Here is a 12,863-nt window from a genome sequence, read left to right on the forward strand (position 1 = left end):
CTCAGGTGTTATGAATAACAAAAGGCCGCTTCGAAAGAGGCGGCCTTTTGCGTTAACGATCAACTATGTCACCTATCTCTTTCAACCGTTACGCTCCGTTTAAACCAAAAGGAGAAATCATGCCCTTTCCCAAGCCAGACACGCTTTATCCGGTTACCTTTCCGGATGGCACTCTTCACAAAGGCAATGTCTTTTTACGCGCAGCAATTGACCATCCGAATTGGGAGATCGGCGAGTATACGTACGCGAGCGATTTTGATCCTCCTGCAGATCCAAACGATTGGGCGGGTCGGCTGGCACCTTACCTTTTTCCGATGTCGCAAGATCGCATTATTATCGGTAAGTTCGGTCAGATTGCGGATGGTGTCCGGTTCATAACTGATGGCGCCAATCACGCGCGCGAAGGGTTTTCGACGTTTCCCTTTGCGATCCATGATCCCGCGCGTTTCATGGAATATCCCAAGACGCTCCGGCCTGGGCGCGATATCCGCATCGGTCACGACGTCTGGATCGGGGCAGGCGCGCGGGTGATGGCTGGGGCTCATATTGGGAATGGGGTCATTATTGGTGCGGGTGCTGTCGTTAGCGGTGATGTCCCTGATTATGCGATTGTTGCTGGCAATCGCGCCACCGTGCAGCGCATGCGGTTTGACGCGGAGACGATCGCGGCGCTGAACAAGGCTGCTTGGTGGGATTGGGACATCGCGCGCATACTGGAAAACGAAGCTGCGATAGTGGGTCGTGATCTGCCCGTTTTGCTGGCGCAAAACTAAGTTGCGACGTTAAATTAAGATTGCATGAACCTTGATTGGTCGTAATGGTTCGTGGATGACTTCAAATCGCTGGATCATCCTTGCTGTTCTGTTTCTTGCCCGCCTGACAATGGCGTTCCAGTTTCAGTCTGTCGCGGCGCTTTCGCCGCTCTTGATCGAGGATTTCGGGGTGGGTCTTGCTGATATTGGCTTTCTAATTGGCCTGTACTTTGCACCGGGCATCATTTTCGCGCTTCCGGGCGGTGCAATTGCTGCGCGGTTCGGTGACAAGCGGATCGTCGCATTAGGCATGGCTTTGATGCTTTTTGGCGGTGCGGTTATCGCTATAACGGAAAGCTGGAATGTCTTTGCCGCCGCCCGCCTTGTTGTGGGTGCAGGAGGCGTGATCCTGAACGTTGTCCTTACCAAAATGCTTGTTGATTGGTTCGCCGAAAAAGAGCTGTCCACCGCTATGGCAATCATGGTTAATTCCTGGCCAGTCGGGATCGCGCTGGCTTTGCTTGTCATGCCTCCGATCGCGGCGGCGGGTGGTATCGTATCCGTTTGGTGGACGATTGTGGTCTTAACCGGCGCTATTCTTGCGGTTTTTGCGCTGGTCTACCGCGCACCCGACGGCGCCACAGAGGCACCTACGACAATCCAAAAAGCTGCTTTTCCTGCCACTGCTTTGGTATGTGCGGGATTCGTCTGGGCGCTCTATAATGCGGCTCTTGCGATGGTATTCAGCTTCGGCCCTACGTTTTTAGTACAGGTTGGCTATACGCTCACCAGCGCGGGCTCATTGACGAGCCTATTCATGATTATTTTTTCGATTGCTTTGCCGGTGGGCGGTATCATTGCCGATCGCACGGGCCGCAAAGACGCAATTATTTTGCTGAGTTTGCTGAGTTTTGCTGCACTCATGCCGATTGCGGTCATTTATCCGTCCAGCGCGTTCGTCCTGTTTTGTATCCTTGGCGTTTTCTTTGCCTTAGGCGCAGGACCTGTCATGACCCTTCCTGCAGAGGTGCTTTCGCCGAAATCACGCGCGTTGGGGATGGGTGTGTTTTTCTCTATCTACTACGCGCTGATGATGGTGGGCCCGCGGGTAGGCGGCGGCTTTGCACAAAGCACCGGTGATGCAGGTACTGCGATTATTGCCGGTGCTGTGATGTCGTTGGGGGCTGCGGCTGCGCTGTTGGGTTTTCGCCGCGTCGTGCGGCCCTAAGGTCCCGGTTCTAACCCAAGGGCACGATCAGCGTCAGCTGTGACTTCGTTCATCCATGTTTGCACATCGTGACGCAGCGTTTCGCGTGCATCGACGTTCAGCTTGCGCGGTACATCTTGTTCGAACTTACGGAAGATGCAGCTGCCTTTGCCAAAGGTTTTCGGTACCAGCATCTGATCCCAGCTCTTGATGCGGCGGCCTTTGGTTGTCGCAAAAGCGTAGCAATAAATCGGCATGCCTGTCACGCGCGCCCATTCTAGCGGTGCATCCTTTAGTTCCCTTGCAGGACCAAGAGGGCCATCGCCCGTCATCGCGATGCTGACGCCTTCTTTGACCCGCTTTAATATCGTGCGGGATGCGGCAAGGTTTGACTGCTTGCTCGACATCTCGATTGGTTGCAATCCGGCGCGGCGCTGCACTGCACCTGACACGCGGCCAATGGGCGACTTGTCGTAAAGTGTAGAAAGAGGGGCTACGTTCTTTGGCCAATGCATCGATCCCATGATCGACCGGCTGTGCCATGTCAGGACCAGGACAGGGCCGTCGGCGAGAGCCGTTTTCAATTCATCCATGCCCTCATAGTGCCATTTGGTCGTCTTTGTGCAAATCGACAAATAGCGCCCCGCAATGCCCGCCAGTGTTGCGGCCACAGTTTCTGACTTTTCTATTCTTTTGCGCAAAGACATCGTTTCAAAGGGCCCATGGTTGGTCTTGGTCTGCTTGTTGTCGCATTTCTTGCCCTGAACACAAGTGCGCGTCATGTTCGCACTTGATCCCGCTTTGGTTTCGGACTAATCCGATATCTGGTCATAGGGGTATAGCTCAGTTGGTAGAGCGACGGTCTCCAAAACCGTAGGTCTAGAGTTCGAGTCTCTATGCCCCTGCCAGACCAGATCGTAGGCACGTGTCGCCGGAGGATCAAACAAATCCAATGACAGACCAGCCCGCGACAATTGCTTTTCATATTGGTGCGCATAAGACCGCAACATCGCATTTGCAGCGGTGTCTGAAAAAGGCGTCAGAGGGTTTGGCGGAACAGGGCGTGCGCTATTACGGCCCGCAGTATTTTCGCCAGCGTCGTCACTCCATTCAAGGTCTGTTTGGTTTGCGTCCACCTTCGAATCCAAAGATCGCGCGGCGCAGCCCCAAAGATCAGCTCGCGATTATGCGAAAAAATTCTGACCGGCTGGTGTTCAGTGAGGAGAACTTTATCGGCCCTTTGAATGATCCGCGCGGGTTGCTCTTGGCAGACCGCTATCCTTTGGCAGGTGTACGTGTGCAGTCATTGGCGCAGGCAATCGGTCAGGATATCGATATTTATGTGAGTATCCGCCGCCCGTCAGCATATCTTAATTCTGCTTATTGTCAGATGCTATTCAGCGGGCTTGTTCGCCCACTTGCGGTCTACAAGGCAAATAATCCGCTTAGTAGTATCGATTGGTCCGATCTGGTTGGTCAACTGCGTGCTGCCGACGGCGTAGGGAAAGTCGTTGTCTGGTGCTATGAAGATTACGCACAACTATTTCCGGTTATTGTTGCAGACTTGGTTGGGGCCACGCAGGCGCCGTTGGTTCCATGGGTGCCACGCAACGTCCATACCGGTTTGTCACAGGCGGCTGTTGCCCAAGTTTTGGCGCAGGCCGAGGGTCAGGACGCTACGGGGCTTGGCTATGAAGCGCGTGGGGCACTGCCGGTTGAGGGTGGATATGCAGCGTTTGACGGCTACACTGCCACCGAACATGCTGTTGGTGATGCCGCTTACGCCACACAAATTGGTAACATCGCTGCGATGGACGGCGTGACCCTATTGCAACCTGTCGCCGGGTGACGCGGACTTGATGCGACAGCATGCGCTGCGGGCTTGAATTCACCAATCAGAGGCCGTATGTGCCATCATGTTTCGATAAAGGACGTCCCCATGGCCATCGCCAATCCAGTTAAGTTCATCCAAGAAGTACGCTCCGAAGTATCCAAGGTCGTATGGCCCACACGGCGCGAAGTGCTGATGACCACTGTGATGGTTTTCATCATGGCGGTGCTGACGGCGATTTTCTTTTCGCTGGTTGATTTCCTGATCCGGACGGGTCTGACAGGTGTTCTGTCGTATTTTGGCGGCTAACGTCTTTCGATTTTCTGCAGGCCCTCTTGAAAACCTGCCACAGCGGCGGTAATAGCCTGCAACCTTCCGAGAATGGCGTGCGGCGAATCGAGCGGCACGCCGATTTTATTTTCGGGACTGGCGGTTGCCCGTCAGAACAAATGAAATTTCGCCCCATGTGGGCTGGTGACGACAAGGTGCTCTGACAGATGGCCAAACGCTGGTATTCGGTAAGTGTTCTCTCGAATTTCGAGAAGAAGATCGCGGAAGCGATCCGCACCAAGGCAGAAGAAAAGGGACTCGCCGATCAAATCGATGAGGTGCTGGTTCCGACCGAAGAAGTGATCGAAGTACGTCGCAACAAAAAGGTCACAGCCGAGCGTCGTTTTATGCCGGGTTACGTGCTCGTGCGTATGGAAATGTCGGACGAAGGCTATCACCTGATTAACTCGATCAACCGCGTCACAGGTTTCTTGGGCCCGCAAGGTCGCCCGATGCCAATGCGTGATGCCGAAGTGCAGGCCATTCTGGGCCGCGTGCAAGAAGGCGAAGATTCGCCGCGCACGCTTATTCACTTCGAGATCGGTGAGCGGGTTAAGGTCAGCGACGGCCCATTCGAGGACTTCGGTGGTATGGTTGAAGAAGTCGATGAAGAGAACCAGCGCCTTAAGGTTACGGTTTCTATCTTTGGTCGCGAAACACCGGTCGAATTGGAATTCACGCAGGTTACTAAACAGTAATTTGCGCGTTCAGACGTGGGAGGGCTTGTCGCCCGAACCACGGCATAACCGCCCTATTTGGGCATTGTAGGATGGGTTTAGGCCCATCGCTGAAAAAAGGAGAGGCCTCATGGCCAAGAAAGTAATGGGAACGCTCAAGCTGCAGGTTCCTGCAGGCAAAGCAAACCCTTCCCCACCTGTCGGTCCAGCGCTGGGTCAGCGCGGCATCAACATCATGGAATTCTGTAAAGCGTTCAACGCAAAGACTGCTGACATGGAAAACGGCGCACCTTGCCCGACCGTGATCACCTATTACGCTGACAAATCTTTCTCGATGGAAATCAAGACGCCACCTGCGTCGCATTACATCAAGCAAGCCGCCAAGCTGAAGTCCGGCAGTGCAACACCTGGTAAGGCTGTTGCTGGTTCGATCACTGGCAAGCAGGTTCGTGAGATTGCTGAAGCCAAGATGAAGGACCTCAACGCGACGTCCATCGAAGGCGCAATGTTGATCATCGCGGGCTCTGCTCGCTCTATGGGCATCGAGGTGAAGTAATGGCAAAGTTCGGTAAGCGTACAACAGCCGCACGCGCGGCATTCGACGGCAAGCACAACGTATCCGTTGGCGAAGCTGCATCCATGGTCAAAGACAATGCTAAGGCAAAGTTTGACGAATCCATCGAGATCGCAATGACACTGGGCGTTGACCCACGTCACGCAGACCAGATGGTTCGCGGCACAGTTAACCTGCCACACGGCACCGGTAAAACTGTTCGCGTTGCTGTTTTCGCACGCGGTGAAAAAGCTGAAGAAGCAAAAGCAGCTGGCGCAGACATCATCGGCGCAGAAGACCTGATGGAAATCGTTCAGGGCGGCAAAATCGATTTTGATCGTTGCATTGCAACTCCTGACATGATGGCCGTTGTTGGTCGTCTTGGTAAGGTCTTGGGCCCACGCAACCTGATGCCAAACCCACGTGTTGGTACAGTGACCATGGACATCAAAGCAGCTGTTGAAGCTGCTAAGGGCGGCCAGGTTCAGTTCAAAGCGGAAAAAGCTGGCGTTGTTCACGCGGGTATCGGCAAAGCCTCTTTCACGGCTCAGCAGATCGAAGAGAACATGAAAGCTTTTGTTGACGCAGTCAGCAAGGCGCGTCCAACTGGCGCCAAAGGCACATACATGAAGAAGATCGCCGTCAGCTCTACAATGGGCCCAGGCGTTTCGATTGATGTCGCTTCGGCAACTGGCAACGCATAAATACAAAGATTATTATTGATCTTGATGGCAGGTCCCGAACGGGGCCTGCCATTTTCATGAGCGGTTCATCAAGAAGTTACCCCGCTGGGGCTTGGCTTTCAGGGCAAGGCAGACTAATTGGACCACTGGTCCCGACTGATTTGATTCGTTCGGGACTTATTCGTCCGAGACGGTGGGTTGGCCTTATGGCCGCTAATTCCTGCCTGAGGCGGGAAAAACCAGAATTGAGGCTCGCCTCTGTCACCTCTGGTACGCCCCGTTTACGATGGACTGTAGATGTTGGGCGACCTTAGTCGTTTGACAAAATTGAGCCGGGGGAAACCCCAAACTTGGAGTGAAACTGTGGATAGAGCACAAAAAGAACAGCTGGTCGACGATCTCGGCCAGATCTTTGAAAGCTCTGGCGTTGTAGTGGTTGCCCACTACGAAGGCATGACAGTTGCTGAAATGCAGGACCTGCGCGCGCACATGCGTGAAGCGGGCGGTTTTGTACGCGTTGCCAAGAACAAGCTCGCTAAAATTGCCCTCGAGGGCAAAGCATGCGCAAGCATCGCGGAATACCTCGAAGGCATGACTGTAATCGCTTACTCTGAAGATCCCGTCGCTGCGGCGAAGGTGGTCGACACATACGCTAAAGGGAATGACAAACTTGTCGTTCTTGGCGGTGCTATGGGCGATACAGCATTGGATCCAGCTGGTGTGAAAGCTGTTGCCGGTATGCCGTCCCGTGAGGAGCTTATTGCTTCGATCGTGGGTTGCATCGGTGCACCAGGCAGCAACATCGCCGGGGCCATTGGCGCGCCTGCTTCGAATATCGCTGGCATTCTCTCAACGATTGAAGAGAAAGCTGCATAAAGCATCTGAATTGATTTGGGGGTTCGCCCTCACGTTGGAACACACTTAAAACGAACGGAAAGCATAAAATGGCTGATCTGAAAAAAATGGCTGAAGAGATTGTTGGTCTTACCCTTCTCGAAGCACAAGAACTGAAAACTATCCTCAAGGACGAATATGGCATCGAGCCAGCTGCTGGCGCAGCTGTTGCTGCCGGTCCTGCTGTTGCTGCTGAAGCTGCAGAAGAGAAGACTGAATTTGACGTCGTTCTCAAGAACGCTGGCGCATCCAAGATCAACGTGATCAAGGAAGTTCGCGCGATCACTGGTCTTGGCCTGAAAGAAGCCAAAGACTTGGTCGAAGCTGGCGGCAAAATCAAAGAAGGCGCGTCCAAGGACGAAGCCGAAGAGATCAAAGGCAAGCTGGAAGCAGCTGGCGCAGAGGTCGAGCTGGCCTAAGCCCGCTTTCGGCGAATATCTATTCGCCCCAAAAATCAGGCTGGATCCGCAATTTGTGGGTCCAGCTAAACCTGTCTTAGAGGTCGGCCAATGCGTTGACCGACCTCTTGGATAGGTTCCTCAAAGTCGGGAGGGTGCCGGTGGGACGGCAGCCACGAATAGACTTGGGACCTCCGGTCAAATGGGTGAAGCATCGCGGCCCAGGCGGTGTGGAATTCGAGAGACAAACAAAAGGTGACATCGCACATGGCTCAATCCTTCCTTGGTCAGAAGCGCCTGCGTAAGTACTACGGCAAAATCCGTGAAGTACTTGAAATGCCGAACCTCATTGAGGTTCAGAAATCTTCTTATGATCTGTTCCTGCGCTCTGGCGACAGCGACACACCGCTTGACGGCGAAGGCATCAAAGGTGTCTTCCAGTCGGTGTTTCCGATCAAAGACTTCAATGAAACCGCCGTGCTTGAGTTCGTCAAGTATGAGCTGGAAAAGCCGAAGTACGATGTTGAGGAATGTCAGCAACGTGACATGACCTACAGCGCGCCTTTGAAGGTAACGCTGCGTTTGATCGTGTTTGAAACAGACGAAGATACTGGCGCGAAGTCTGTCAAAGACATCAAAGAACAAGACGTGTTCATGGGCGACATGCCTTTGATGACCCCGAACGGCACTTTTGTCGTCAACGGTACCGAGCGTGTGATCGTTTCCCAGATGCACCGCTCGCCTGGCGTGTTCTTTGATCACGACAAAGGTAAAACCCACTCGTCCGGCAAGCTTCTGTTTGCATGCCGCATCATCCCATACCGCGGTAGCTGGCTCGACTTTGAATTCGACGCCAAGGATCTTGTATTCTGCCGGATTGACCGTCGCCGCAAACTGCCTGTGACCACGCTGCTTTATGCGCTGGGCATGGATCAGGAAGGCATCATGAATGCCTACTACAACACGGTTGAGTACAAGCTCGACAAAAAGGGCGCTGCCTGGACCACGAAGTTCTTCCCGGAGCGCGTGCGCGGTACACGTCCATTGTTCGATCTGGTCGACGCCAAAACTGGCGAAGTGATCGCCAAAGCTGGTGAAAAAGTCACGCCACGTTCAGTTAAGAAACTGATCGACGCAGGCGACGTGACTGATCTGTTGGTCCCTTACGAGAATATCCTGGGCAAGTTCGTATCCGAGGACATCATCAACGAAGAAACCGGTGCGATTTACGTCGAAGCTGGCGACGAGTTGACAGTCGAGCTGGATAAAGCTGGTGAAGTCATCGGCGGAACGCTGACCGAATTGGTCGCAGCTGGTATCAAGACAATCCCTGTTCTGGACATCGATAACATCACAGTGGGCGCGTACATGCGCAACACGATGGCGGCAGACAAAAACATGAACCGCGAAACCGCGCTCATGGATATCTACCGTGTGATGCGTCCGGGCGAGCCACCAACAGTCGATTCAGCCTCTGCGTTGTTCGACACATTGTTCTTCGATAGCGAGCGTTATGACCTGTCCGCTGTTGGTCGCGTGAAAATGAACATGCGTCTTGATCTGGATGCCGAAGACACCATGCGCACCTTGCGCAAGGAAGACATCGTATCTTGCATCAAAGCGTTGGTTGAATTGCGCGACGGCAAGGGCGACATCGACGATATTGACCACCTTGGTAACCGTCGTGTCCGTTCCGTTGGCGAATTGATGGAAAACCAGTACCGCGTTGGTCTGCTTCGTATGGAGCGGGCGATCAAAGAGCGTATGTCTTCTGTCGAAATCGACACAGTGATGCCGCAAGACCTGATCAACGCCAAGCCAGCTGCTGCTGCGGTACGTGAATTCTTCGGCTCTTCGCAGCTGTCGCAGTTCATGGACCAAACCAACCCGCTGTCCGAGGTCACGCACAAGCGTCGCCTTTCAGCGCTTGGACCCGGCGGTCTGACACGCGAACGTGCAGGCTTTGAGGTGCGCGACGTGCACCCGACCCACTACGGCCGCATGTGCCCGATTGAGACACCGGAAGGCCCGAACATTGGTCTGATCAACTCGCTTGCAACATTTGCCCGCGTCAACAAATACGGCTTTATCGAAACACCTTATCGCAAGGTTGTAGACGGCAAGGTCACTGACGACGTGCAGTACATGTCCGCGACAGAAGAAATGCGTCACACTGTGGCGCAGGCCAACGCGAACATGGGTGCAGATGGTTCGTTCAACAACGAACTGGTTTCGACACGCAAGAACGGCGATTACACATTGTCCCCGCGTGAAAATGTGGACCTGATCGACGTGTCGCCAAAGCAGCTGGTCTCGGTTGCTGCGTCCTTGATCCCGTTCCTAGAAAATGATGACGCGAACCGGGCCCTGATGGGTTCGAACATGCAACGTCAGGCGGTTCCACTTCTACAAGCCGAGGCACCACTTGTTGGTACTGGCATCGAAGAAGTTGTCGCCCGCGACAGTGGTGCGGCGATTATGGCGAAACGTGCCGGTATCATCGACCAAGTCGATGCGGAGCGTATCGTTATTCGCGCTACATCTGATCTGGCTTTGGGCGACGCAGGCGTCGACATCTACCGCATGCGCAAGTTCCAGCGTTCCAACCAAAACACCTGCATCAACCAGCGTCCGCTGGTGAAGGTTGGTGATACGGTTCTGAAGGGCGAAGTTATTGCTGATGGTCCATCCACGGACATCGGCGAACTGGCCCTTGGCAAGAACGTGGTCGTCGCGTTTATGCCGTGGAATGGTTACAACTACGAAGACTCCATCCTGATCTCAGAGCGTATCGTGCGCGATGACGTGTTTACATCGATCCACATCGATGAATTCGAAGTTGCCGCTCGTGACACAAAGCTTGGGCCAGAGGAAATCACACGCGATATTCCAAACGTCGGAGAGGAAGCCCTGCGCAACCTTGACGAAGCTGGTATCGTGTACATCGGCGCCGAAGTTGGCCCCGCAGATATCCTTGTTGGCAAGATCACACCAAAAGGCGAAAGCCCGATGACGCCAGAAGAAAAGCTGCTGCGCGCCATCTTTGGTGAAAAGGCATCCGATGTACGTGACACATCCTTGCGCCTGCCCCCCGGTGACTTTGGCACCGTGGTAGAGGTCCGCGTCTTTAACCGCCATGGCGTGGAAAAAGACGAACGTGCCCTGCAGATCGAGCGTGAAGAAGTTGAACGCCTTGCCCGTGACCGTGACGACGAGATGGCGATCCTTGATCGCAACATCTACGCGCGTTTGTGGGATATCATCGGTGGCAAAAAAGCAGCCAAAGGGCCGAAAGGCTTTAAGGCTGGTTCCATCGTGACCGAGGAAAGCATTTCGGAATTGAGCCGTGGTCAACTGTGGCAGCTTGCCATGGAAGACGAAGATGATGCAAAAATCGTCGAAGCCCTGAACGAACAGTACGAAATTCAGAAGCGCGCAATGGACGCCCGCTTTGAGGATAAAGTTGAAAAAGTGCGCCGTGGCGATGATTTGCCACCAGGCGTGATGAAGATGGTCAAAGTCTTTGTGGCTGTGAAGCGCAAGCTGCAGCCCGGTGATAAGATGGCCGGTCGTCACGGCAACAAAGGTGTTATTTCCAAGGTTGTCCCTATGGAAGACATGCCGTTCCTTGCGGATGGTACACCGGTGGATTTCTGTTTGAACCCGCTTGGCGTGCCGTCACGTATGAACGTTGGTCAGATCCTTGAGACACACATGGGCTGGGCCGCACGCGGTCTAGGCATCAAGATCGACGAAGCGTTGGGTGAATTCCGCCGCTCTGGCGATCTGACACCTGTGCGTGAGGCGATGAAAATTGCTTATGGCGATGATGTCTACGAAGAAGGCATTGCGGGCATGGACGAAAGTCATCTTCTCGAGGCGGCGGGTAACGTCATCAACGGTGTGCCAATCGCAACACCGGTCTTTGATGGCGCGAAAGAGGCGGACGTGAACGATGCGCTGACACGCGCTGGTTTCGACACCTCTGGTCAGTCGGTTCTGTTCGACGGTCGCACAGGCGAGCAGTTCTCGCGTAAAGTGACCGTCGGTGTGAAGTATCTGCTGAAACTGCACCACCTCGTTGACGACAAAATCCACGCACGTTCCACTGGGCCTTACAGCCTTGTCACGCAGCAACCACTTGGCGGTAAAGCCCAGTTCGGTGGCCAGCGTTTCGGGGAAATGGAAGTCTGGGCATTGGAAGCTTACGGCGCGGCTTACACCCTGCAAGAGATGCTGACTGTAAAGTCGGATGACGTTGCGGGCCGGACGAAAGTCTATGAAAGCATCGTCAAAGGCGAGGACAACTTCGAGGCCGGCGTGCCAGAGTCGTTCAACGTGCTTGTGAAAGAAGTCCGGGGCCTCGGCCTCAACATGGAACTCCTGGATGCGGAGGATGAGGAGTAAGGCGCTTCGCCTTACTCCCCCCACCTCTTAACGCACCCCAATTCAAGGAATTGAAGATGAACCAGGAACTGACAAACAACCCGTTTAACCCGCTTACACCGGCGAAAACGTTTGACGAAATCAAGGTGTCTTTGGCATCCCCCGAACGGATCCTGTCGTGGTCCTTCGGCGAGATCAAAAAGCCGGAAACCATCAACTACCGTACGTTCAAGCCAGAGCGTGACGGCCTGTTCTGCGCGCGTATCTTTGGTCCGATCAAAGACTACGAATGCCTGTGCGGCAAGTATAAGCGCATGAAGTATCGCGGCGTTGTCTGCGAAAAATGCGGTGTAGAAGTCACGCTGCAAAAGGTCCGCCGCGAGCGGATGGGCCACATCGAGTTGGCCGCACCCGTTGCGCACATCTGGTTCCTCAAGTCGCTGCCATCCCGCATCGGCCTGATGCTGGACATGACCCTGCGCGATCTCGAGCGTATTTTGTACTTTGAAAACTACGTTGTGATCGAACCCGGCCTGACTGACCTGACCTATGGCCAGTTGATGACCGAAGAAGAATTCAACGACGCCCAAGACCTTTACGGCATGGACGCGTTCCAGGCCAACATCGGTGCCGAAGCGATCCGCGAAATGCTGGCCCAGATTGATCTGGAGTCCGAGGCAGAAACCCTGCGCGCCGACCTCAAAGAGGCGACAGGCGAATTGAAGCCAAAGAAGATCATCAAGCGTTTGAAGATCGTCGAAAGCTTCCTCGAATCCGGTAACCGTCCAGAGTGGATGGTTCTGACAGTGATCCCCGTGATTCCACCAGAGCTGCGCCCGCTGGTCCCACTTGATGGCGGCCGTTTCGCGACGTCCGACCTGAACGATCTGTATCGTCGTGTGATCAACCGCAACAACCGTTTGAAGCGTCTGATCGAATTGCGCGCGCCTGACATCATCGTCCGCAACGAAAAGCGGATGTTGCAGGAATCTGTTGACGCATTGTTCGACAACGGCCGTCGTGGTCGCGTGATTACGGGTGCTAACAAGCGTCCGCTGAAATCACTGTCCGACATGCTGAAGGGTAAGCAAGGTCGCTTCCGTCAGAACCTTTTGGGTAAGCGCGTCGACTTCTCTGGCCGTTCGGTCATTG

Annotated in this window: 11 protein-coding genes, 1 tRNA gene and 1 pseudogene; 12 read left to right on the forward strand and 1 reads right to left on the reverse strand. The window is 54.2% G+C overall.

Annotation, left to right across the window (positions count from 1 at the left end; all coding sequences use genetic code 11):
* Positions 1-119: 119 nt before the first annotated feature.
* Both QZ197_RS11285 and QZ197_RS11290 read left to right on the forward strand, forming a co-directional pair.
* Positions 120-773, forward strand: coding sequence for a CatB-related O-acetyltransferase (locus QZ197_RS11285; RefSeq protein ID WP_296432069.1), 654 nt, complete (start codon positions 120-122; stop codon positions 771-773).
* A gap of 55 nt (positions 774-828) precedes the next feature.
* Entirely contained in the window at positions 829-1,980 is a 1,152-nt protein-coding gene (locus QZ197_RS11290) for an MFS transporter (RefSeq protein ID WP_296432071.1), read from the forward strand.
* On the opposite strand, the gene QZ197_RS11295 is transcribed toward QZ197_RS11290, so the two are convergent.
* The gene (locus tag QZ197_RS11295; protein WP_296432072.1) at positions 1,977-2,741 is read right to left on the reverse strand and encodes a DUF374 domain-containing protein; all 765 of its coding nucleotides are present in this window, start codon (positions 2,739-2,741) and stop codon (positions 1,977-1,979) included. The two genes, QZ197_RS11290 and QZ197_RS11295, sit on opposite strands and share 4 nt — an antisense overlap.
* Before the next feature lie 50 nt (positions 2,742-2,791).
* Between QZ197_RS11295 and QZ197_RS11300 the strand changes: the two genes are divergently transcribed.
* The 10 genes and pseudogenes from QZ197_RS11300 to QZ197_RS11345 form a co-directional block, all read left to right on the forward strand.
* A tRNA-Trp gene (locus QZ197_RS11300) sits at positions 2,792-2,867 on the forward strand.
* A 44-nt stretch (positions 2,868-2,911) separates the two neighbouring features.
* Positions 2,912-3,808, forward strand: a complete 897-nt coding sequence (locus tag QZ197_RS11305; protein WP_296432074.1) for a hypothetical protein — start codon at positions 2,912-2,914, stop codon at positions 3,806-3,808.
* A 90-nt stretch (positions 3,809-3,898) separates the two neighbouring features.
* Entirely contained in the window at positions 3,899-4,099 is a 201-nt protein-coding gene (secE, locus tag QZ197_RS11310) for a preprotein translocase subunit SecE (RefSeq protein WP_296432075.1), read from the forward strand.
* Positions 4,100-4,287: 188 nt separating this feature from the next.
* A complete protein-coding gene (nusG, locus tag QZ197_RS11315; protein ID WP_296432076.1) occupies positions 4,288-4,818 on the forward strand; it encodes a transcription termination/antitermination protein NusG in 531 nt (176 codons plus the stop codon).
* A gap of 109 nt (positions 4,819-4,927) precedes the next feature.
* Positions 4,928-5,353 carry a 50S ribosomal protein L11 gene (gene rplK, locus QZ197_RS11320; protein WP_296432077.1) on the forward strand — a complete coding sequence of 142 codons (426 nt, stop codon included), beginning with the start codon at positions 4,928-4,930 and terminating at the stop codon, positions 5,351-5,353.
* Positions 5,353-6,054, forward strand: a complete 702-nt coding sequence (gene rplA, locus QZ197_RS11325; RefSeq protein WP_296432078.1) for a 50S ribosomal protein L1 — start codon at positions 5,353-5,355, stop codon at positions 6,052-6,054. Before rplK ends, rplA begins: the two co-directional genes overlap by 1 nt.
* Before the next feature lie 342 nt (positions 6,055-6,396).
* On the forward strand, positions 6,397-6,909 hold the full coding sequence (rplJ, locus tag QZ197_RS11330) for a 50S ribosomal protein L10 (RefSeq protein ID WP_296432081.1): 513 nt from the start codon (positions 6,397-6,399) through the stop codon (positions 6,907-6,909).
* A 68-nt stretch (positions 6,910-6,977) separates the two neighbouring features.
* The gene (gene rplL, locus QZ197_RS11335; protein WP_296432079.1) at positions 6,978-7,346 is read left to right on the forward strand and encodes a 50S ribosomal protein L7/L12; all 369 of its coding nucleotides are present in this window, start codon (positions 6,978-6,980) and stop codon (positions 7,344-7,346) included.
* 246 nt (positions 7,347-7,592) lie between these two features.
* Complete coding sequence (gene rpoB, locus QZ197_RS11340; protein WP_296432080.1) at positions 7,593-11,732, forward strand: DNA-directed RNA polymerase subunit beta; 4,140 nt, start codon at positions 7,593-7,595, stop codon at positions 11,730-11,732.
* 56 nt (positions 11,733-11,788) lie between these two features.
* A pseudogene (locus QZ197_RS11345) lies at positions 11,789-12,863 on the forward strand (DNA-directed RNA polymerase subunit beta'); the annotation flags it as partial.

The organism is Yoonia sp. (assembly GCF_017854415.1).
In the GTDB taxonomy this organism is placed as follows: Bacteria; Pseudomonadota; Alphaproteobacteria; order Rhodobacterales; family Rhodobacteraceae; genus Yoonia.